The sequence below is a fragment of the Tolypothrix campylonemoides VB511288_2 genome (assembly GCF_045999855.1).
GTDB classification, from domain to species: domain Bacteria; phylum Cyanobacteriota; class Cyanobacteriia; order Cyanobacteriales; family Nostocaceae; genus Scytonema; species Scytonema bouteillei_A.
In genome coordinates this window covers 587,398-609,438 of the sequence record NZ_JBFPMW010000001.1, presented here as the reverse complement: position 1 = coordinate 609,438, position 22,041 = coordinate 587,398, and the positions used below count along the sequence as shown (strand labels likewise).

At 48.9% G+C, this 22,041-nt stretch carries 20 protein-coding genes and 3 pseudogenes; 5 read left to right on the top strand and 18 right to left on the bottom strand.

All coding sequences use genetic code 11. The annotated features are described in order from the left end of the window. Positions 1-121 precede the first annotated feature (121 nt). The 16 genes and pseudogenes from AB0756_RS02655 to AB0756_RS02580 form a co-directional block, all read right to left on the bottom strand. Positions 122-925, bottom strand: coding sequence for an SDR family NAD(P)-dependent oxidoreductase (locus AB0756_RS02655; protein ID WP_038092448.1), 804 nt, complete (start codon positions 923-925; stop codon positions 122-124). Positions 926-1,158: 233 nt separating this feature from the next. Next, on the bottom strand, positions 1,159-2,232 hold the full coding sequence (locus tag AB0756_RS02650; protein ID WP_038092450.1) for an NAD(P)-dependent alcohol dehydrogenase: 1,074 nt from the start codon (positions 2,230-2,232) through the stop codon (positions 1,159-1,161). Between the two features lie 71 nt (positions 2,233-2,303). Continuing rightward, positions 2,304-3,194 carry an NAD(P)-dependent oxidoreductase gene (locus AB0756_RS02645; RefSeq protein ID WP_038092455.1) on the bottom strand — a complete coding sequence of 297 codons (891 nt, stop codon included), beginning with the start codon at positions 3,192-3,194 and terminating at the stop codon, positions 2,304-2,306. A gap of 10 nt (positions 3,195-3,204) precedes the next feature. After that, positions 3,205-4,713 carry an aldehyde dehydrogenase family protein gene (locus AB0756_RS02640; protein ID WP_038092458.1) on the bottom strand — a complete coding sequence of 503 codons (1,509 nt, stop codon included), beginning with the start codon at positions 4,711-4,713 and terminating at the stop codon, positions 3,205-3,207. A 39-nt stretch (positions 4,714-4,752) separates the two neighbouring features. Continuing rightward, positions 4,753-4,869: pseudogene (locus tag AB0756_RS02635) on the bottom strand (YbhB/YbcL family Raf kinase inhibitor-like protein); the annotation flags it as partial. Continuing rightward, on the bottom strand, positions 4,830-5,177 hold the full coding sequence (locus AB0756_RS02630) for an aldo/keto reductase (RefSeq protein WP_038092461.1): 348 nt from the start codon (positions 5,175-5,177) through the stop codon (positions 4,830-4,832). The pseudogene AB0756_RS02635 and the gene AB0756_RS02630, both read right to left, overlap by 40 nt. A 149-nt stretch (positions 5,178-5,326) precedes the next feature. Beyond that, complete coding sequence (locus tag AB0756_RS02625) at positions 5,327-5,998, bottom strand: BON domain-containing protein (RefSeq protein ID WP_038092468.1); 672 nt, start codon at positions 5,996-5,998, stop codon at positions 5,327-5,329. 74 nt (positions 5,999-6,072) lie between these two features. After that, positions 6,073-7,272: an alcohol dehydrogenase catalytic domain-containing protein gene (locus tag AB0756_RS02620; protein ID WP_038092476.1), complete on the bottom strand. Its 1,200-nt coding sequence runs from the start codon at positions 7,270-7,272 to the stop codon at positions 6,073-6,075. A gap of 277 nt (positions 7,273-7,549) precedes the next feature. Next, positions 7,550-8,323, bottom strand: a complete 774-nt coding sequence (locus AB0756_RS02615; RefSeq protein WP_038092479.1) for a ChaB family protein — start codon at positions 8,321-8,323, stop codon at positions 7,550-7,552. A gap of 185 nt (positions 8,324-8,508) precedes the next feature. Then, positions 8,509-10,398 (bottom strand): molecular chaperone DnaK, encoded by a 1,890-nt coding sequence (gene dnaK / locus AB0756_RS02610; protein ID WP_038092481.1) that lies wholly within the window; start codon positions 10,396-10,398, stop codon positions 8,509-8,511. Positions 10,399-10,641: 243 nt separating this feature from the next. Further along, on the bottom strand, positions 10,642-11,208 hold the full coding sequence (locus AB0756_RS02605) for a DsbA family protein (protein ID WP_038092484.1): 567 nt from the start codon (positions 11,206-11,208) through the stop codon (positions 10,642-10,644). A gap of 45 nt (positions 11,209-11,253) precedes the next feature. Next, on the bottom strand, positions 11,254-11,724 hold the full coding sequence (locus tag AB0756_RS02600) for an Hsp20/alpha crystallin family protein (protein WP_038092487.1): 471 nt from the start codon (positions 11,722-11,724) through the stop codon (positions 11,254-11,256). A gap of 373 nt (positions 11,725-12,097) precedes the next feature. Then, positions 12,098-13,474 carry a glucose-6-phosphate dehydrogenase gene (zwf, locus tag AB0756_RS02595; protein WP_050046481.1) on the bottom strand — a complete coding sequence of 459 codons (1,377 nt, stop codon included), beginning with the start codon at positions 13,472-13,474 and terminating at the stop codon, positions 12,098-12,100. A 112-nt stretch (positions 13,475-13,586) separates the two neighbouring features. After that, the gene (gnd, locus tag AB0756_RS02590) at positions 13,587-14,369 is read right to left on the bottom strand and encodes a phosphogluconate dehydrogenase (NAD(+)-dependent, decarboxylating) (protein WP_237266014.1); all 783 of its coding nucleotides are present in this window, start codon (positions 14,367-14,369) and stop codon (positions 13,587-13,589) included. A 2-nt stretch (positions 14,370-14,371) separates the two neighbouring features. After that, on the bottom strand, positions 14,372-14,674 hold the full coding sequence (locus AB0756_RS02585) for an NAD(P)-binding domain-containing protein (RefSeq protein WP_408103977.1): 303 nt from the start codon (positions 14,672-14,674) through the stop codon (positions 14,372-14,374). 14 nt (positions 14,675-14,688) lie between these two features. Continuing rightward, entirely contained in the window at positions 14,689-15,180 is a 492-nt protein-coding gene (locus AB0756_RS02580; RefSeq protein WP_038081761.1) for a hypothetical protein, read from the bottom strand. Between the two features lie 296 nt (positions 15,181-15,476). On the opposite strand from AB0756_RS02580, the gene AB0756_RS02575 reads away from it, so the two are divergent. Continuing rightward, a complete protein-coding gene (locus AB0756_RS02575) occupies positions 15,477-16,376 on the top strand; it encodes a hypothetical protein (RefSeq protein ID WP_038081762.1) in 900 nt (299 codons plus the stop codon). Positions 16,377-16,433: 57 nt separating this feature from the next. On the opposite strand, the pseudogene AB0756_RS02570 reads toward AB0756_RS02575, so the two are convergent. Beyond that, positions 16,434-17,111, bottom strand: a pseudogene (locus AB0756_RS02570) (IS701 family transposase); the annotation flags it as partial. Positions 17,112-17,123: 12 nt separating this feature from the next. Here AB0756_RS02570 and AB0756_RS02565 point away from each other — a divergent pair. Further along, positions 17,124-17,696, top strand: a pseudogene (locus AB0756_RS02565) (zinc-binding dehydrogenase); the annotation flags it as partial. 200 nt (positions 17,697-17,896) lie between these two features. On the opposite strand, the gene AB0756_RS02560 reads toward AB0756_RS02565, so the two are convergent. Further along, the gene (locus AB0756_RS02560; RefSeq protein WP_137986537.1) at positions 17,897-18,325 is read right to left on the bottom strand and encodes a response regulator; all 429 of its coding nucleotides are present in this window, start codon (positions 18,323-18,325) and stop codon (positions 17,897-17,899) included. 364 nt (positions 18,326-18,689) lie between these two features. Here AB0756_RS02560 and AB0756_RS02555 point away from each other — a divergent pair, with 364 nt between their 5' ends. The 3 genes from AB0756_RS02555 (at position 18,690) to AB0756_RS02545 (ending at position 22,038) form a co-directional block, all read left to right on the top strand. Beyond that, the gene (locus tag AB0756_RS02555; protein ID WP_050046480.1) at positions 18,690-19,280 is read left to right on the top strand and encodes a helix-turn-helix domain-containing protein; all 591 of its coding nucleotides are present in this window, start codon (positions 18,690-18,692) and stop codon (positions 19,278-19,280) included. A 78-nt stretch (positions 19,281-19,358) separates the two neighbouring features. Beyond that, entirely contained in the window at positions 19,359-20,288 is a 930-nt protein-coding gene (locus AB0756_RS02550; protein ID WP_237266016.1) for an alcohol dehydrogenase catalytic domain-containing protein, read from the top strand. A gap of 112 nt (positions 20,289-20,400) precedes the next feature. Further along, positions 20,401-22,038 (top strand): cyclic nucleotide-binding domain-containing thioredoxin-disulfide reductase, encoded by a 1,638-nt coding sequence (locus tag AB0756_RS02545; RefSeq protein WP_038081766.1) that lies wholly within the window; start codon positions 20,401-20,403, stop codon positions 22,036-22,038. Positions 22,039-22,041: the final 3 nt, after the last annotated feature.

The following is a 22,041-nucleotide window of genomic DNA, read 5'->3' as shown; positions in this document are numbered from 1 at the left end:
TGGGAAAGCCAGTTCGCCTAAGCTGCTGTAGTGCTGCTTCTGCACAAGCGTGATTTTGAAACAAACCTGCTGCCGCAGTCCGAAGAATTGGATTCATATCACGGTTCTTCTTAGTGTTAAATTAGTTGATGCTGGCGACTGAGCCGCCATCTACTCGATAGTTTGATCCAGTCACAAAAGAAGTCGCTTCAGACGCTAGAAAAACCACAACTGCCGCAACCTCTTCGGGTTTTCCCGCACGTTCAAGCACCAGATTCGGTCGATTTTGGTGTAAAAACTCGACTTCTGCTTGTTGTTGGGAAATGCCTTTACTTTTAGCTTGTTGTTCCAGCATTTTGTCAACCATTGGGGTTTCGATAAACGCAGGCGAAACAGCATTCACTAAAATCCCATCTTTGGCATAAGCCTTTGACAAGCTTTTCGTCAAATTAATCAAAGCGGCTTTCGAGGCGTTGTAGTGAGGCATAGTCGGATCAGGTTGAATTCCAGACTCTGAGGCTAAGTTAATAATCCGTCCCCATTTCTGCTGCTGCATGTGCGGTAAGGCAGCACGAATGAGTTGTACGGTCGAGAATAAGTTAATTTTGAAGACCTCAAGCCACTCCTCGTCAGAAATTTGCTCAAACACCTGCGTTTGACCCAGGGTTCCGGTGATATTTACTAGGATGTGAACTACGCTAAATTTGTCAATCGTGCGATCGACAAGTGATTGCATTGCTTGAGACTGCGTGGCATCTTCGGCGATCGATTCCGCAATTCCGCCCCTCTGACGAATCGAGTCAGCAACTTGCTCAAGGTGAGCTTCACTTCTAGCGCTGAGTACAACCCGACACCCTTCTTGAGCAAGCGCGATCGCAACTGCTTTGCCTAATCCTTGGCTCGCCCCGGTCACGATCGCAACTTTATCTTTAAGTCCCAGTTCCATTCAGTTCTCCTGGATAATCAAACGTGCAAAACGAGATCGATGAAGTTGATACAAATTAGAATGCTGAGCGGAATCAGTTGACCCCAAACAATTGCCCTAATCGCCGCCTTTAGGTTGGCAAATTTAGTTTTCAGGCCTTCCGAGATTGAATAAACTTGCTGAGCTAGATTCTTGGGGCTGAAGGTCTAGCTTTTAGTGGTGGTACACGTCGATATGACCCGATGAAGCTACGATCAGCCGCGATCGAACTCCTGCTGAAGCAAAGCTATATCAATCACAAAGCGGTATCGAACATCTCCTTTCAACATTCGCTCATAGGCTTCATTAATTTGCTGAATCGGAATAACTTCAACATCCGAGACAATGCCATGTTCTCGACAAAAATCGAGGACTTCCTGAGTTTCAGCAATACCACCAATCAATGATCCAGCCACGCTGCGACGGTGAAACGCGACTTGGCTATTGTTCAATCCTGGCTCTAATGGTTCTAGTGCGCCGACTAGAGTGAGCGTAGCATCGCGCTTGAGCAGATTGATGTAAGGATTGATGTCGTGCGAGGTCGGAATCGTACTGAGAATGTAGTCAAAACTGAGTTGGTGTTGACTCATTGCGTCTCGATCGGTCGAGAGTACGACATCATCTGCACCTAAGCGACGAGCATCCACTTCTTTTTCTGGCGAAGTAGTAAACACCGTGACATTGGCACCCATTGCTTTTGCTAGCTTAATTGCTATGTGTCCCAGTCCCCCTAGCCCAACAATCCCGACTTTTTGACCAGAACTAACCTTCCAGTGGCGTAGAGGAGAATAGGTAGTAACGCCTGCACATAGTAATGGTGCAACAGCTTTTAAGTCTAGATTCTCAGGCACTTTTAGAACGAATTTTTCAGTTACAACAAGGTTGTTGGAGTAACCACCGAAGGTGTTCGTGCCGTCTGGTTTTTGCGGTCCATTGTAAGTCGCTGTCCAGCCTTTCGGTCCTTCGCAGTATTGTTCTAATCCCTCTTTACACGGGGTACAAGACTGACATGAGTCGATCATGCACCCCACGCCTGCCAAATCGCCTGCTTTGAATTTAGTCACCGCTGATCCCACTTTGACCACTCTCCCAACAATTTCATGTCCAGGGAGACAAGGATAAACTGTGTTCTGCCATTCATTGCGAACCTGATGCACATCAGAATGACAAACACCACAGTACAAAATTTCGATCTGTACGTCCTTTTCCTCTGGTTCTTGGCGCTCGAATGCGAGGGGAGCAAGGGGAGTTTTCTCGTTCTGAGCCGCGTATCCAATGCTCTTGAGCATAAATGTCCTTCCTTGAGAATAAAACAGCTTAAGCTTCAATCCCAGTGCAAAAAAGTGGTAAGAGCTTCTGGCTACAAATTCGCGGATGCAAGGTTTTCCATCAATCGAATCACTGCGGAAAAATCTTCCTCGATGTTTTTGGCTTGGGCGATCGCATACACTTGTTGAGCAACCGCAGTTGCAGGCATGGGCACCGAACATTGGGCTGCCTGCTGTCGAACGAGATCAAAATCCTTGACCATCAATCGCAGCGCAAAATTGACCGGATACTCGTTTTGTTTAGCATTTTCAAGCTTGCCTCTGTGGGCTGGAGCTACCACTGCCATCTGTTCAAGGACATCTAGCAGCTTTGATCGTTCTAATCCGCTCTTTTCTCCTAACACAATCGCTTCTGCCAGTGCTTGCATTCCTACACCTAGTAACGTATTCACCACAAGCTTCATTGTTGCTCCCATGCCGACCGCTCCCATGTGGAAGCTCGCCTTTCCCAACACCTCAAAAATCGGTTTGCACTGCTGATAAATCGCTTCATCTCCGCCCACTAAAATCAATAAACTCCCTTCTTTGGCTTGTGGGACACTGCCGGATACGGCGGCATCAATCATGGCTAGATTTCTCTGTTGGGCCGCTTGGTGAATTCGTTGGGACGTTTGGGGCGCAACCGTACTCATATCAATCAGAATGGTATTGGCGTTCGCTCCCGAAATTGCACCATTTTCGCCGAGCATCACTGCCTCAACGGCGGCATCATTCGCAACACAAGAGATAATGACATCACAACGAGATGCCAGCGTTTTCGGTGAATCTGCGATCGCTGCCCCTTGTTGAGTGAAAGACTGAGTTTTTTCAGAACTGCGATCGTAGACCGTCAAGAGATAGTTCGCTTTGAGCAGTTGCAGCGCCATACAACTCCCCAAGCTGCCGAGTCCAATAAAGCCGATCTTAGGTTTGTCGGTTGCCATAGTGATTTGCTTAGAAAGGATAAACACGCGGAGTCCGCTGCACCGTGATCCAATGGTCAGTGGTAAATTCTTCGATCGCCCAACTTCCCCCAAATCGCCCAATTCCACTGTTCTTCTCGCCACCAAACGGAGCGTTGGGCAGATCGTTCACGGTCTGATCGTTAATATGAGTCATGCCTGCTTCGACTTGCAGCGCGAACTGCAATCCCCGTTGCTCATCGCGGGTAAAGACAGCGCTCGACAATCCGTACTCTGTACTGTTAGCTACCTGTAATGCCTCGGCTTCATCTCGAACTTTAATCAGTGGAGCAACAGGTCCAAACAACTCCTCCCGCGCAACCGTCATTTGATTGGTCACACCAACAAACACATGAGGAGGTAGCACTAATCCCTCTGGATCGCCGCCCAACAGTTGACGCGCACCTTCTTGATGGGCGGATTGGATATGCTTCATCAGAGAATCTAACTGCGCTTGATCAATGATTGGACCAATGGCGGTATCGGGATCATTGGGGTCGCCTACTTTGAGTTGGCGAACGCGATCGACAAAGCGATCGACAAATTCATCATGCACCCGCTGATCGATAATGAAACGATTGATGCTCATACAAATCTGACCCGCATTCAAGAACTTGCCAAACACCGCAGCATTGACGGCAAGCTCCAAATCCGCATCATCGAGCACCACAAATGGACTACTGCCACCGAGTTCGAGTGAGACTCGTTTCATCAAGGGGCTACTCATGGCAAGTTGTCCGATATGTCGCCCTGCTTTTGTTGATCCGGTAAAGGTAATCACACGCGGAATGGGGTGCGCGATAAATGCGTCGCCAATCTCACTGGCTTTTCCAGCAATCACACTAAACACACCTTCAGGAAGTCCAGCTTCCTCATAGATTTTGGCAAGAATGAAGCCACCAGAGATCGGGGTCATGGACGGTGTTTTTTGTACCACGGCATTGCCAACTGCCAACGCAGGCGCGATCGAGCGATTAGCAAGATGTAGCGCAAAATCCCAGGGGCTCACCACTCCTACCACTCCGACAGGTTGGCGATACACTCGGCTTTCTTTTCCAGGTAGATCAGAAGGCAGGATCTGACTGTCCGCCTGATAGGGAGCCGCTATCACTTGTTGCATCAGTGCATAGGCAGACTGCCATTCCAACATCGCTTTACTCCGTGGACTGCCTGCTTCCCGAATCAGCCAGGACACAATTTCTTCTTGACGAGCGTTCATGATTTCAGCCGCCCGCTGCATCACCTGCGATCGCTCACTCGGCAGAGCTTTTGCCCATTCGATCTGAGCTTTCTTAGCCGTTTGATAAGCCTCATCAATGTCTTGCTCACTCGCTGCTTGATATTCTGCAATCGGAGCTTGATGGTAAGGATCAACAGATGTAATTTTGTGCTCAGAATGACCTTGCACCCATCTTCCGCCAATGAATAAGCGATCGAGTCCTGCATAAGCAGGTGGGCTGTCAGGAGACTGAGGCGTTTTTCTAGGAGCGATTGCTGTCATGAGAAAATCTCCTTGAGAATGAGGTCTTGATCGTTGCGACTATCGCTCATACACGCCCACGAGCCGCGTTTGCTCGATGACGTGGGTTTCGATCGCAGCTAATAGTTGTTCGCGATTCAGATTCGGCTTGAGATCGAGGGTGGTATCCAGGGCATAAAGCCAGAAATAGTAGTGGTGTAACCCGTGTCTCGGAGGTGGGGAAAGTTCCGTGTATCCAGGCTAATTCGTACTCTTGATGCCTTCTGTGAACTTGCTACCACTCGCTTTTGCAATGCGATCGCCTCGGCGACCACCTCCTCGGCGCTGCCGTACATCTGTGCCGTGTCGATGTGGGTCATGCCGAGATCGAGTCCTTGGCGCAAAGCGGCGATTGCGGAGGCGCGAGCGCAGCGATCAATGTACCAAGTCCCTTGACCGATCGCTGCCACCTCACGCTTTGTGGAACCAAACCGACGCTGTTCCATGCTTGTTCTCCTGATTAGATTCTTTTCTTTTGCAAGTTAGCAATTACACTTCGTGTACACTGCGCGATTACACTCTGTGTACGCTGCGCGAACGCGTCGATGCGATCCTCACTCTCCATCCTCAGGCTCGTTCCTGATGTCGGTCAGGCTTAGGGCGAGATCGCGATCCGGTTTTCCACCGAGGTGATTCCTGGTGCCGACCACGCTGCCCGCTCCGCCTCTTGCCTCTCAGCCCAAGAGCGCACCGCCCCCCTCAGGATGACCTTGCTCCCCTCCACCTCGACCGCGATCCGCAGCGCGTCGGTCTCCGCGCTGCGCACCAGCGCCTGCTCAATTTTCTGCTTGAGTTCCGACGGCGACACGCGGGGCTTGATGGTGAGCAAGTTGGTCACCCCCTTGACGCCTTTCAGGCGGCGGACAACTCGCTCGGCATCGTGCTTCTGGTACTCCCACTCGACCACACCCCTGAGCGTGACCCAGCCCTTGGAGACCGTGACGTCGAGATTATCGATGGACACGCCGGCATCCCACTCCAGCGCATGAATGGCGGCTGCGGCAATGTCGGCGTCAGTGCGCTCGGCAGAGACCGGCAGCCGAACCTCGATGTCGTTGGCCACGGCCAGTACGCCACGGACGCGGTGGGCAGCTTCTTCGGCAGCCCAGCGCTTGTAAAAGGAATCGACCCAGCCTGTGAGCGTAACAACACCGTCTTTGACGGCCACGCCGATTTCGGTAGACTGGACGCGGGAATCCCACTTCAACTCATTCAGCACATCCTTTTGGATTTCCTCGTCAGTTTGGGTTGCGGTTGCAGTTGTCATGGTTGTTTCTCCTTACGGTCAAATTTCATTGAATGGCTGCGGTGACTGCTTCTTTGGTTACGCCTCATCCTGCTCTATGCGGCTTTCTTCGTGCTGCCGTGCGGGTCGATGACGAACTTCTTCGGCGAGCCATCGCTAAATATCCGGTAAGCCTCCGGTGCTTGGTCGAGCGAGATGATCTCGGTGTTCACGACTTCGCTCAAGTAAGGCATCCGGTCCCACAGGATCGCCATCATCAGTTGGCGGTTGTATTTCATGATCGGAGCTTGTCCTGCCGTCAGCGACGGCGACTTGATCCACGCCTTGCTGAAGGTAAGGGGGAGCAGACCTTGCTTGGCCATGTCGGTCTTGGCTCCAGGATCGGCATCGGTGTAGATGCCGGGGATGCCCATCGCGCCCCCCGCCCGGACCACTTCAAACAGGGTGTTAAGTATCGCTTCTGAATGCTCTTCTCCGTCTTCCCGTCCGTAGCCATGCGCCTCAAGACCCACGCAGTCCACTCCGGAATCGACTTCCCTCTCTCCCAAGATTGCTTCAATCTGGTCGGCAACTGGCGTATCTTTCCTCGTGTCTACGGTTTCGTAGCCCGCTTTTTTCACCAGGTCTAACCGCTCCTGGTTTCTGTCGCCCACAATGATGCAGGACGCGCCCAAGAAGCGAGCACTGGCAGCGGCACAGCGACCCACTGGACCTGCGCCAGCGATGTAGACCGTCGATCCCGACCCGACCCTTGCTTCTATGCAGCCGTGAAAGCCGGTCGGCAAGATGTCTGAGAGCAGCGTCAGATCCCTGATCTTTGACATTGCTTGGTCTTTGTCGGGGAACTTTAAGAGGTTCCAGTCGGCGTAGGGAACCATGAGGTATTCGGATTGCCCGCCCTGCCAGTCGCCGAGGTTGAAGCCGTAAGCTCCGCAGTCTACTTCGGGGTTGACGTTCATGCAGACGTCGGTGTGACGCTCCTTGCAGTTGCGGCAGCGTCCACAGGAGACGTTAAATGGAACAGAACAAAGATCGCCAACATGAATAAACTGCACGTCCCGACCCACTTCGATCACCTCGCCAGTCATCTCATGTCCCAATTGCATTCCTACAGGAGCCGCAAACCGACCGTGATAGATGTGCTGATCGCTGCCGCAGATGTTTGTTGTTACGATCTTGAGAATCGCTCCGTGATCGGCTTTGTTGCCACGAGGATCGATGAGTTTTGGGAAATCAAGATTTTTAACCTCGACTTTCCAAGGACCCATATAGACTACTCCACGATTGCTTACCATAGCTTGTTCATCCTCTTTTTATGATTTGAACTACTAAATTTCATTTCAGGTTCCCTCAGCTAGTTTCACGGGGCGCAACAACATCGCATTGGCTGCCACAAGTACTCAAGGGAGGAAAAAAGAAAGCCCACGATCAAAACTTGCAGCCCTTTAAGGAGTCAGCGATCTCAGTTCATGATGGTTCTTCTAGTTTTTTAAGTTGTTTTGTGACTGGAATAAGTGCCTTGTTCATCGCGATGGGCTACGCCCCACCGTAGGTGATCGCAACTCTGGAAATTTACGATATGACTTTAGACTTGGAATAAGTGCCTTGTTCGTCGCGATCGAACACCTGTTTGACCCGATCCCAAGCCTTCGTCAAGACATTATCTTTTCCATTGGCTTCTCGGAACGACCGATTGTAGGTATCAACAAAAGTTTTTTGCGCGTCGTCCGACAGATTTGCTCTAATTTCTGGTGAAATCTGCTCATTATCTGCCAGTTCACCTTCTGGTTGACGGGGAATCTTCATGTCAGTGATAGCGACTTCTTCCGCACCCGCACTTTCTAACAGTGAGACAACTTCGTCTGCTTGTTCTTGTGGCACTTCCGCGACCAGTAAAAACTCACCTGTTTTCAGGCGTGTTTCGTAAACAGCAGCTTTGTCCTCCGGCATACCCATTGCGATTAAGGCAGATCCAATGCCTGCTCCCAAGGAACCATATAAAGCACCGCCTGCCGCTCCTAATAATGCTGCTCCCAAAGGGCCTGCTGCTACTACGGTTCCTAAAAAGGGAATGAACAACACGCCCACACCCGTAAGTAAAGCCAAGATAGAACCAAATAGCGATCCAAAAATCGCTCCGGTGGCGAGTCCATCCAAGATCACATCTTGTTTAGTCACAAATCCGGAGATACGAGTTTCGGTGTGGAAGTCGCGACCAATAATCGAAATGTTATCTTTGGGAACGCTGCGATCGATTAGACGCTCAACCACTTCTTGCATCTTCTTCTCATCTTTGATGATAGCAGAGACACTTTTGAGGGCGGTTTTTTCAGATGTAGAAATCATAAAAATTACTCCAAATTAAAAAGCTAGATAATATCACGAAATGTGACGCAGATTTAAGGAAGCGGGGATAGGAAGAGAGTATTTGATAATTTCACTGCGTCACCCTCTGGGTGACGCACGCAGGCTCGTTAAAGCAGTTCCTTTAACTCTGGGAACCAAAGCAACGGACTGCTCGCTGCGTCTTGTTACTTTTGTTCCACAAAGTCTGCATCGATGACATCTTCACCGCCGCCTTGACGGTCTGTAGAAGTACCACCGTTTGGAGATGCACCTGCTTGTGAGTAAACCGCAGTGCCGATTTGCATCAGGGCTTGTTGAATTTCGTTGGTGAGAGACTTCATGCGATCGATGTTGTTCTGCTCAATTGCCTGACGCAAGTCTCGAATTAAGCCTTCCACGCGGGACTTGTCTGCTGGTGGCACTTTGTCGCCCAAATCCTGAAGTTGTTTCTCGGCTTGATAGGCAACAGAATCTGCCATGTTTTTGGTATCAATTTGTTCGCGCCGCCTACGGTCTTCTTCCGCATTGCGCTCGGCTTCTTTCACCATCCGTTCTACTTCAGATTTGTCCAGGGTGGACGCACCTGTGATGCTAATAGACTGTTCTTTACCTGTGGCTTTTTCTCTGGCAGTTGCTGACAGAATCCCGTTAGCATCAATGTCAAAAGTAACTTCGATCTGTGGCATACCTCTGGGAGCTGGAGGAATCCCATCTAGTCGGAAGGTTCCCAGGCTCTTGTTGTCGGATGCCATTTCGCGTTCACCTTGCAGAACATGGATTTCTACGTTTGTTTGTGCGTCAGCCGCCGTTGAGAACACCTCAGACTTCTTCACTGGGACAGTGGTATTGCGCGGAATAATCTTGGTCGTCACACCACCTAGAGTTTCAACACCCAGCGACAACGGCGTGACATCTAGGAGCAGTACGTCTTTTACCTCACCCCCAAGCACACCCGCCTGAATTGCTGCACCCACTGCTACGACTTCATCCGGGTTGACACCCTGGTGTGGGTCTTTGCCTATTATCTGCCGTACCAGTTGCTGGACAGCTGGCATTCGAGTTGCACCACCCACTAGGATGACTTCGTCAATATTTGCGGGACTCAGTTTAGCATCGCGCAGAGCTTGTTCGACAGGAATGCGGCTGCGATCGAACAAGTCGGCGCACATTTGCTCGAACTGTACCCGCGTTAAGGTCATATCTAGATGTTTCGGGCCTTCCGGGGTTGCGGTAATAAAAGGTAAGTTAATGTTCGTCTGTGTTGCGCCTGACAGTTCAATTTTGGCTTTTTCTGCTGCTTCGGTGAGGCGTTGCAGGGCTTGTTTGTCTTTACGGAGGTCGATGCCTTCGTTACGCTGGAATTCGGTTGCTAGCCAGTCTACAATTCTCTTATCAAAGTCATCACCGCCCAAGTGGGTGTCGCCACTGGTAGCTTTCACTTCAAACACACCATCACCCACTTCTAGGATAGACACGTCAAACGTTCCACCACCTAAGTCAAAGACTAGGATGGTTTCATTGGTTTTTTTGTCAAGTCCGTAGGCGAGGGCAGCCGCCGTTGGCTCGTTGATAATTCGCAGAACTTCAATCCCGGCAATTCTACCGGCATCTTTGGTAGCCTGCCGTTGAGAGTCATTGAAATAGGCAGGGGTGGTAATTACCGCTTGCCTCACTGGTTCCCCCAGATATGTGCTGGCATCATCTATTAGCTTGCGGACTACCTCAGCCGCGATTTCTTCGGGTGAAAATTCCTTGTTCAGAGCGGGACAGTGTAGCTTGACATTGCCATTACTGTCACGTACTACTTTGTAAGTAACTTGTTTTGCCTCTTGGGTGACTTCATCATACCTGCGCCCGATGAACCGCTTCACAGAATAAAAAGTGTTTTCTGGGTTCATTACACCCTGGCGCTTGGCAATTTGCCCGACAAGTTTTTCGCCCTTCTTGGTGTAGGCAACCACAGACGGAGTTGTGCGACCACCTTCTGTGTTCGGAATAACGACGGGTTGTCCGCCCTCTATTACAGCTATACAGGAGTTGGTAGTTCCTAAATCAATACCAACGATTTTTGCCATCGTCAGCAACCTCCTTCAAAGATTAAGATAAAAAATTAAGAGTCTGGATTTAGGACAAGTTGAATAAATGGTATTAAGAAGGCAGAGGGCAGAAGGGGAAACCCCATAAATAAATTTAGGGGATTTAACAACGGCTTCTGAAAGTAAGGATTTCCCGACTTGAGCAAACTGGCGTGGGCTTGTGACCTTTTGTCAGAGGGAAGAATCTATCCTTGAACCTTCTGCTCTCTGGCTCCTTAGCACTCAGGATTCAGCTGCGTTTTCAATTGCGGCTAACAATGCGCGGAGGTCGTAAGAGCCATCGTGGCGCACACCGTTGATGAAAAAAGTCGGCGTGCCGTTGACCCCGCTCTGGATTCCGCTGAGTAAGTCTTCGCGTATCTTGGCTACGTGGGCGTGCTCGGCGAGTTCGTGACTCAACCGAGGCACATCAAGACCGAGGTTAGCGGCATATTCTATTAGATGTTTGCGATCGAGCGCCTGTTGATGTTCAAAGAGATGGTTGTGCATCTCCCAGAACTTACCTTGCGCCCCAGCTGCCTCTGCTGCTTCTGCTGCCTGCTCGGCGTGGGGATGTATGCTAGTTAACGGGAAGTGTCGGTAGACAAAGCGCATGAGATCCCCGGTCAACTGCTGGAGTTCTTTGACGATGAAATGGGCACGACCGCAATAGGGGCACTCATAGTCGCCGTATTCCACGAGGGTGACGGGTGCGTTTTTTGGCCCTCGGATATGGTCGCGTTCACCTTCAGGTGTGCCGAAGGCATCGCTAACTGGGAGGCTAAGTTCGCCTGTTGCTGTTGTAATCATGTTGTCACCTCCTGCTCTTAAGGGAGTGCTTTGGAAAACATTGCGTCACTGCCCTTGCCCGTTGCCTCTGTGCCCGTCACCTAAGTTTACTTTCACAACCTTGTTCCTATCTTCTTCAGCCTTGGGCAGCCTCAGCTTGAGAATGCCATCTTTGTATTCTGCTTGCACCCGATCGTGCTGGACACGGGTAGGCAACGGAATTACGCGCTGAAACCTGCCATAGCGGAATTCGGTGCGGGTGATGCCTCTTTCTTCCGTTTTGATTTCTGATTTCCGCTCACCGGAAATAGACACTGCCTCTGGCGATACCTGCACATCTAGGTCTTTGGGGTCTACACCGGGAATTTCTACCTTGAGATGAACCGCATCGGGGGTTTCTTGAATCTCTGCAGAGGGAATAAAGGCAATGCCTTCTTCTTCTCTACGACCTGTCGGTGCTATCTCATCAAACAAGCGGTTTAACTGCCGCTGCAAACTTTCAACTTCTCGGAAAGGTTCCCAACGAACGAGTGTCATAATTTTAAGTCTCCTGATGATCTATACTTGGGTGTTTAGAATTTTGCATTAGACTGGGTTTTGTCAGTCGCTGAAACAGCGTTGCTATCATTGCCAGTGCTGAATTCTGTTCACACTATAAAGAAGAAATCTAAGAACTTTCTGAGGAAATTATGATGATTGGGGATTGGGACAAGGCAAAATTGTAAGGGGAAAAACAAATAACTTCCCTTTAACCTTTCTCAGTTACGCCAGTTCGCTCAACGGGGGAAACCCTCCGAAGTTGCCCCACTTGGTGAGGAAGTTTACTCGACATAGCTAATAAGATTTGGTTGGCTCTCTTGGATATTTCCGATTAAACCATCGTCGTACAGTAAAACGCGGTACAATGGTATCACGTCTCATTAAGATTATGCCAACCGCCATCTGGGGGAATCATATGATCCGCCAAAGGAGGCCCCCAGCTATGGGGTGCGTATTCGTAAACAGGGGTTGCTTGATCTAGAATAGGAGCGACAATTTGCCACTGTGCTTCTACCTCATCTTGGCGAGCAAACAACATGGAGTCGCCTTTCATGGCATCTTCAAAAAGCCGCTCGTAGGGATTCATTTCATTGCCATGCTCGACTTGAGCGACTAGTCCGACTTCGCTACCCACCATTCCGTCGCCTGGGGTTTTAGAGCGAATGCCGATCGCAGTCAGCACATTTGGACTAAGACGAAAGTAAAAATAATTTGCTAATCCAAAGGCACGCTCGCCAAAAACATCCTGCGGCGGACGCTTGAGCCTGACCACAACTTCAGTAGTTGTACTCGGTAAACATTTGCCTGCACGAATATAAATCGGAACGCTAGCCCAGCGCCAAGTATCAATGTTGAGCTTAACCGCTGCGAAGGTTTCGACCTTGGAATCAGGAGCTACACCAGGTTCCTGGCGATAGCCCTTGTACTGCCCGCGCACTACATTTGAGGGTTCGATTGGATCTATGGATTTGAGCAATCGCGCTCTTTCATCTCGGATGGCTTCATGCTGCTCGTTGATGGGCGGATCAATCATTAAACACGCCGTCACCTGAAGTAGATGATTTTGCACCACATCCCGAATAGCGCCTGTCTCTTCATAAAACTGTCCCCGTCCATCGATGCCAAATTTTTCAGCCATCGTGATTTGGATGCTGGCAATACTGACGCGATGCCAAATCGGTTCGAGTAATGAATTGGCGAAGCGAGTGTAGAGAAGGTTTTGGACTGGTTCTTTTCCCAAGTAATGGTCAATCCGAAAAATATGACTTTCGGGAAAGATAGAGTGCAGAATGCAGTTCAGTATTTTAGCCGATTTTAGATCGCGTCCAAAGGGTTTTTCTACCATAACACGACCATTCTTTACACAACTTGATTGACCTAACCCTTCGACAACCGTCGCAAACAAACTGGGAGGAATGGCTAAGTAATACAGAGGAGCTTCAGCTATTTGGAGTACCTGGCATAATTTATCATAGGTGGCGCGATCGCTATAATCACCACAAATATAGTAAAGTAATGAACATAGTTTCTGGAAAGCTACCTCATCAACTCTGGCCTGTTCCTCTAGGCTCTTACGCACATAAGATTGTAATTGTTCGATGCTCCAATCTCGCCTACCCACTCCAATAATTGGAATGTCAAAATGACCGCGCTGAATCATCGCCTGTAAGGCAGGAAAGATTTTTTTGTAGGCTAAATCACTTGTGATCCCAAAAAATACCAGGGCATCGGAGAGTAAAGCTGCCATGATTAACCTCCATATCGACGCGGAGAGGGGAAGCAGGGGGGACTCGGGGCCCCCTCTGGGGATAGGGGGGAAAGGGGAGCAGAGGGGAAGAAAGCTGATTAAAATCCCCGCGTCATTGTTCCAGATGCCCACCGAACTCGTAGCGCAACGCAGAAATGAGTTTATTGGCAAAGTCTGATTGACCGCGAGAGCTAAATCGTGTGTAGAGGGCTGTACTAAGGACGGGAACAGGAACTCCTTCTTCAATGGCTGCCATTAGTGTCCATCGACCTTCTCCAGAGTCAGGTACGCGCCCCTCGAAATTGGCTAAGTCGGGGTCTTTGAGAAGGGCGATCGCGATTAAATCAAGTAACCAAGAACTAATCACGCTCCCCCTGCGCCACACCTCTGCTATATCTGCGAGATTAAAGTCGTATTGGTAGAATTCCGGATTTCGCAAGGGAGCCGTTTCTGCATCGACTTGATGCAATTGTTTCCCAATATTAGCATGGTGAAGAATGTTCAACCCTTCGGCATAAGCTGCCATGATGCCGTATTCAATGCCGTTGTGAACCATTTTGACAAAGTGCCCTGCACCGTGAGAGCCACAATGCAAATAGCCCTGTTCAGCCGTTCCCCCCATTAACTCACGACCAGGGGTGTGCGGTGCAGCTGATACACTAGGAGCTAGCGCTGCAAAAATGGGGTCAAGATATTTCACCACCGCCAATGCACCACCAATCATGAGACAGTAGCCGCGTTCTGCCCCCCAAATGCCACCGCTAGTTCCACAATCAATGTATTCAATTCCTTTGACTTTTAATTGATCTGCACGACGAATGTCATCAATGTAGTGAGAATTGCCACCATCAATGATAATGTCGTCAGCGTCTAGAAACGGCATGAGAGTTTCCATTTTTAGTAAGTCTCAGGTATGCCATCCCCGATGATAATGTCGTCAGCGTCTAGAAACGGCATGAGAGTCTGTAGGGTAGCATCTACTGTCGCGGCGGGTAGCATCAGCCAGACGGTGCGGGGTGGCGTGAGTGCTTCGATGAGTTCAACGAATAATGTTACACCACGGGCGATCGCTCCTTCCTGAACCAGCACCTCTGCTTTTTGTGGCTGACGAGTGTAGCCAATGATGGTATGTCCAGCCTGGGTTAGACGGTGTGCCATGTTAGCTCCCATTCGTCCTAGTCCTATCATTCCCAGTTCCATAACATCCCCTGTATTCAAGTGAGAAAAATTGGGAGTATCCATCCCGCAATAGCACCAATAGCGCAGATAGCTGTTAGAATCAGGAAAACCTCAGTTCGGCTAAACTCTATTTCCAGCAAATTTTCGACGGACTGGTCTAATGCCATATCCAGGGTAAAAATGCCAATCCAGGATAGAGCGATCGCTATTGCCCAGCCGAGGAATCCGCTTGATATCGATGCTCCAGTTAGAATCCATGCAGAACCGAATGTGAGAGATAACAATCCCGCCCAGACGGGAAAGCCAGTGAGTATGCATGCACGGACTGCGGCAATTGCCAAAATGAACATTGGTATTGCAATCGTCGAAAAATGGCGATTGAGCCAGAGAGTCCATCCCAATCCTCCATATCCCAGCATTAGCACCGTCAGCCAAACTAGACTATAGAAAAAATATTTCCAATAAAAATCTTTTGTTTCTGGTCGGTTATGGTCTTGTTCAAATGTAGTTACAATTTTGTTAACCATAGGTCTTATACCTTTCTACAAAGACGAATCAGTTAATCAAGCCTGAATCTAGGATTTGTCCAATTTTTCCCATTTCCTTATCTTCTTAACGAATCTGCCCTAACGTTAGTTGGCAAATCTAAGGAAAATCTGAGCAGATACTGATACTAAATTATGTTTAGAAACACTTATCTCTGCTTTCACAAAAGCATTGCTCTTTAAATGTCCTCATTTTTTGCTTAGATTATCTCGCTACAATTCCCACGTTGATCTAGTAATTAGCTCATGCTGCAAGAAGAACCCTGGAGAGTGAGATCATGACTAAACCGATTCAAATTCTGTTACAGACAACAATTCCCACCAATGAAGATGATTGGTATATTGGGCGATTCTCTTTGCTAAAGGACTATTTAGCTTCGTTAAAAAGTGACACTGGGGAACCCCTGTACCAAGTAACAGCAAGGGATCGAGAAAATACTGCTGAAAAAAACGATCCAGTTTTAAGTACGCTAGATAATTCAGATTTTGATGAACTGTGGCTGTTTGCTGTGGATGTAGGGGATGGCATAACTCCACAGGAGTGTCAGAGCATTAGTGCCTTCCGTCAGCGCGGCGGCGGTTTATTGGTCAGCCGTGACCATCAGGATGTAGGTTGTTCGGTTTGCAATCTTGGTGGTGTCGGCGCAGCGCATTACTTTCACAGTAAGAATCCCGATCCCGATCCCTCGCACCACTACCCTGATGACAGCTACACTCAGTATATTTCCTGGCCCAACTTCCATTCTGGGTTAAATGGTGACTACGAGAAAATTACTCCTATAGAACCTATTCATGACTTACTCAAGAATCCTACATCACCTTCTGAGGAGATTGAATTCTTTCCGGCTCATCCCCATGAAGGAGCCGTAGGTGTGCCTGCAAACGAGAAGAATGCACGAGTAATTGCCTTGGGTACAAGCTCAGTCTCCGGTCGGGACTTTAACTTAGTAATTGCTTTTGAAAGTACCCAGGATGAACAAGGAAATATTTTAGGACGTGCGATCGCTGAATCAAGCTTCCACCATTTCGCCGACTACAATTGGGATGTTGATATGGGCGCACCTAGCTTTGTAACCGAACCCCCTGGAGATGGGATGAAGCAAAACCCACAAGCCCTTGAACATATTAAAGCCTATGTGCGAAACTTAGCCCTCTGGCTGGCTCCTACCTCAAGTTAAAGGAAAGTTTCCCATCCTTAACCCTGTTATGTCACTTTAGGCGGAGGAAAAATAGAATTAAGGGTGAGATAGAAATATAAAAACTGGAGAAGTTAGTCTATAAACGATGGATTGTAGTTTAGCAAATCCTAAAGATAAATGAGGAATAGGAAAAACTGAAAGCCAAGGCTGAATTAAATTAAATAGGGTAAAAGGTTGAAGGATGAGACGGAGATTATTGAGAATATTCTTCCAACCTTTACCATTATCCCACCCAGGATGAGAAGCGAACTCTGATTGAGGTTCTGGGGGAGAAGGACGCATTTGTTCTGAATGAAGACTAACCATCAGGTAGGCACTACATACAATCTCCCACCATCGTTCAATATCTTCATAGCGAGTAAAACGATAATCTGCCCAACCTAATTCATTTTTACTTTGCTTTAAGCCATATTCCACCCAGGTTCTTAAACCGTAAAAATTCCCAACTTCTCTGGGAGTAATGTCTGGGTATTTACTCATAACATACCAAGTAGAGTTACCAGGTAAATTTTCACAGTCTGTGGTAATTTGCTAATACCTGTGTTCTTTACGTTTCCTATATATGATTTCACGAATAAACCGATTTTCACTGCATAAGTCAGAGAATACTCTTTGAAATCTTTGCCACTTTAAATATTGGGTGTACTGCCCTTTGAGCAAGTCTACAGAACGGTTTGAGCGTATTGCTACTAAATAATTTAGCCCCAGTTCATCTCATACAAGTACGCGGTTTGGGGCTGTGGTCCAGTGGGACAATTTGCAATGAAAAGTGCCTACCTACTGGGCGCAGAGCGTGTCATTGGTATCGCTCGCTTCCCGGAACGCCTGCAACTGGCAAAGGACTTCGCCAAAGCCGAGATCGTCAACTACGAAGAAGTGGATGTCCTCGAAGCGCTCAAGGAAATGACGGGAGGAATAGGTCCGGATGCCTGTATTGATGCAGTCGGCATGGAAGCCCACGGCAAAGGTCCAGAGGGGCTGTATGACAAAGCCAAACAAGCCATATGTTTAGAAACCGATCGCCCACATGTGCTAAGGCAAATGATGGCGTGTCGCAAAGGTGTTACCTTAGCCATCATGGGAGTTTATGGCGGCTTTGTGGATAAATTGCCGATGGGCGCAGCCATGAACAAAGCCTTGACCTTCAGGATGGGTCAGATGTTTGGTCTAAAGTATATTCCCAAGTTGGTGGAGCATATTTTGAACGGCGATGTTGACCCCTCGGCTGTGTTGACGCATCGCTTGCCTCTAACTGAAACAAAACAGGGCTTTGAGATGTTCAAGCACAAGAAAGACTAATGCATCAAAGTGATGTTGCAGCCGGACTAGGCTCATCTCACTTAAGAATACGTGAATTCGATAAAGGGGTGCCGCGCGACGCACAGCGTCCTTAATAGCTCAGTTTTCCCTGTCCTTCGCCCACAGAAAGCTGGGCGATCGAACTGGTGTTAAGAATAAACAATGGGGGTTGTGTCGTACTTGTGACACAACCCTATTTACTAGGTGTCTAGCTCCCAATTCAAAGCAGATGCGATCGCCCGGTGCAATGTCAGCGGGTCAAAGGGTTTGGCTATGATTCCTTTAACTCCTAGTGTTTCATAATGATGGGGTTCGAGTAATCCAGCCTGTGCAGTCAAAAACACCACAGGTATAAACTGCATTTCCGGCTTAGCCCACAGTGCATCCAGAAACATATAGCCATCCATTTTTGGCATCATAATGTCCAGCAGGATCGCATCTGGTTGTTCAGCGCTCGCCTTGAGTAACGCTTCTTCTGCCGATGTCGCGGTAATGACAGTCCATTGGGCTATTTTTTCCAAGCAGGTTTGCACTACCCATTGCACATCAGGTTCGTCGTCAATTAACAAGATGCGCTTTGATGCAGAGGTCACCATCATCGTCTGTAACAGCACTGTACCGCCTCTCATAAAAGAAAAGACTATAAACCATTGAAGTAACTACCTATAAAAGATCAATAATTTAAGGAAATTGTGAGGCGATTCTGAGCGATTAGCATCACCAGGCTACAACTCTGTTCTACTCTTGGTTCTAAAGATAGGTTACTACCAATATCGTGTCTGGTTAAGTGCTTATAAAATCCAAAATGCGAAAGCTACACGGCTTTCATTTTAAATAAACTCGGAATTTTTTGTGAGATAGATGAGGAGTGTAGTTGAACAGGCTCATTAAGATGCGATCGCGACTCAACAACTCCTGCGAATTCACTATAATTTCCTCAGAAAGCCCTTAGATTTTCCCTCTAGGGTGTCAATCATCACTGAGGATACTTCTATGACATTACCTTTATTATTAAGCCAACAAGATGATTTCGAGCAGTTAAAATCTGCGGCTCCAATTGATTTTGGCTCTCTCTTCATCTGGAAGGTCGTTGCAATTGCATTGCAAAACCAACCAGATAGGTTGCTTGAAACCACCGATGAAAAACATCTCCTGAACAACACAACAAAATATAAACGTCACGATCGGTCGTTTTCTAGACTGCCTCAATCAGACTGCAACTTTGCTTTGAACGGTGCGTTCATTGATGTTGCTCAAGAAGTTGCTAGGCTACTTCAGCAATCTCAACCCTTTCATTGTGAGGGCATCATCAACCATTCTGCTAAGACGATCGCCATTCGAGCGATCGAGCCAGAGTACAAGCAAATCATTAACGTTGAGCCGTTAACTGAACGGGAGCGAGAGGTGTTGCAACTGATTATTGACGGTCTCAACAACCTGGCGATCGCCCAGAAGCTTCACATTACTACGGGTACGGTGAAAAGTCATGTTCGCAATATTTTGAAGAAACTCTGCGTTCATAACCGCACTCGGCAGCAATTCGAGCACTGCGTGCGGGTCTTGTCCACTAACAAACAAGAATGAATTAAAAATTAAAAGTGGCTGCCAGCCTGGGGTTCCCATTTTTAATTTTGCATTGTCTGAAATCAGGAGAAACAAATCATGTCAAGCAATCGTGGAGTGGTTTATATGGGTTCTGGGAAGGTCGAGGTGCAAACTATCGACTTTCCCAAACTCGTTGATCCGCGCGGCAACAAATGCAATCACGGCGTCATTCTCAAGATTGTTTCCACCAATATTTGTGGCAGCGACCAGCATATGGTAAGAGGACGTACTACAGCGCCGATTGGCATGGTGCTGGGTCATGAGATCACGGGTGAGGTGATCGAATGTGGGAGCGATGTTCAATTTATTCAGCACGGGGATCTAGTTTCTGTGCCATTTAACGTGGCGTGTGGACGCTGCCGCAACTGCGAGGAACGTCATACCGATGTGTGCCTGAACGTGAACCCGGATCGCCCCGGTGGTGCCTATGGATATGTTAATATGGGTAGATGGATTGGCGGTCAAGCAGAGTATGTCATGGTTCCCTACGCCGATTTCAATCTCCTGAAATTCCCAAACAAGGCTCAAGCAATGGAAAAGATCCCGGATCTGACCTGCCTGACTGACATCTTGCCCACGGGTTATCACGGTTGTGTGACCGCAGGAGTCACAAGTGGCTCAACGGTATACATTGCTGGTGCAGGTCCGGTTGGTCTGGCAGCCGCCGCATCAGCACAGCTATTGGGAGCGGCTGTCGTGATTGTTGGAGCAGGCAACCCAGCTCGCTTAGCTCATGCTAGAAGTATCGGCTGTGAAACGGTTGATATCTCCAAAGATGCCTTGATCGTCGAACAAATCGAACAAATTCTCGGTGTGCCGGAGGTCGATTGTGCAGTCGATTGCGTCGGCTTTGAGGCGCACGGGCACGGCAAAGACTATGATCCGAAGAAAGGTGTACCCGCGATCGTATTAAACACCATGATGGAAGTCACTCGCGCTGGCGATTGGGTATTTGGGAGATGCAACTCAGTTGCCGGAGTCGCTTAGAGAGCAAGATCTGACACCAAGACAGCGTAAGCCGCAGCGGAAGTTTGTGTTTGGCGGCAAGTGGGGAAAGGTGTCGTCAATTGTATCGCGATCAAGAACGAGGATTTCAATCATGGCATTAGAGCATCACCCGATCGCGTTTCCCAAACTCGACGATGAACAGATCGTGGCATTGGGCAAATTCGCCAAACTTAAAGCATTTCAGGCAGGCGAGACACTGTTTGCGGAAGGCACACCAAATTACCAATTCTTCGCGATCAAGCGTGGTGAAGTTGCGATCGTCGATCGTTCCTCTGGTCACGATCGGATCGTCACAATCCACGAGCCGGGGGAGTTTACGGGGGATGTGGATATTTTGACAGGTAGACCGGCTGTTGTTAGGGCGATCGCCCACTCCAACTGTAAGGTGTATGAGATTGCAGCAGACGATCTACGACGGATTTTGAATGAAATGCCACGACTGAGTGATGTCTTACTCCGGGCATTTCTGATGCGCTGTCAGTTGCTTGAGGAATCCGGCTTTGTAGCCGTCAGGGTGGTCGGTTCACGCTATTCCCCTGAAACTCATCGAATTCGCGAGTTTCTGGCGAAAAATAAGGTTCCCTTTACCTGGATCGATCTGGAAAACGATCCTCAAGTTGACACACTGCTGACACAGTTCAGGATCAGTGAAGATGAAACCCCAGTTGTGATTTGCGGCAACGATAAGCTACTGAAAAATCCTTCGATGGCTGAGTTGGCTGACTGCCTCGGCATTAAAAAACCGATCGAACACACCATCTATGATTTGGTAGTCGTGGGCGCGGGTCCGGCGGGGTTGGCGGCAGCGATTTACGGCGCATCGGAGGGCTTGAAAACCCTCGTATTGGACAAAATGGGTCCGGGTGGGCAGGCGGGCAGCAGTTCCAAAATCGAGAATTACATGGGCTTTCCAACGGGTCTTTCCGGTAGCGATCTGGCAAATCGAGCCGCGATCCAGGCTGAGAAATTTGGGGCTATATTAACGGCACCAGCGGAAGTAGTTCAACTGAGCCGTGAAACTGGGTACTACGCGCTGCGACTAGAGAGCGGCGAAGAAATCTCTGCTAAATGCATTCTAATCTGCGCGGGTGCGTCCTATCGCAAACTTGCCGTTGAGGGCTACGATCGCTTTGAAGGCTCCGGCATTTACTACGCAGCGACAACGGTGGAAGCTCTGCTGTGCCAGGATGCCCAGGTGGTCGTCGTGGGTGGCGGCAATTCTGCGGGTCAGGCGGCAGTTTTCCTCTCCGAACAGACTCAAAAAGTCTTTTTGCTAATTCGGGGCGGTGATCTGGGAAAAACCATGTCTCATTACCTGGTGCAGCGGATTGAGCAAACGCCCAACATCGAAGTGCAATGCTACACCGAAATCTGCAAAATGTACGGCAACAAGTGGCTCGAAGCCGTTGAGGTGTTTTGCAGTCAAACCGGACAAGCTGACACGATTAAATGTTTGGCAATCTTTGTCTTTATCGGTGCTGTGCCGCATACGAAATGGTTGCCAGAAGCCATTCAGTGCGATCGCAACGGGTTTGTCAAGACAGGTCTGCGAGTGATGGAGTCAGGCGAGTGGACGCTGCGTCGCCAACCCTTTCTGCTGGAGACCAGTCTTCCCGGCATTTTTGCAGCGGGAGACGTGCGGCTGGGTTCCATCAAGCGGGTGGCTTCTGCCGTCGGAGAAGGGGCAATGGCAGTGCAGTTCGTTCATGAGTACCTGGCTTCCAGTTAAATG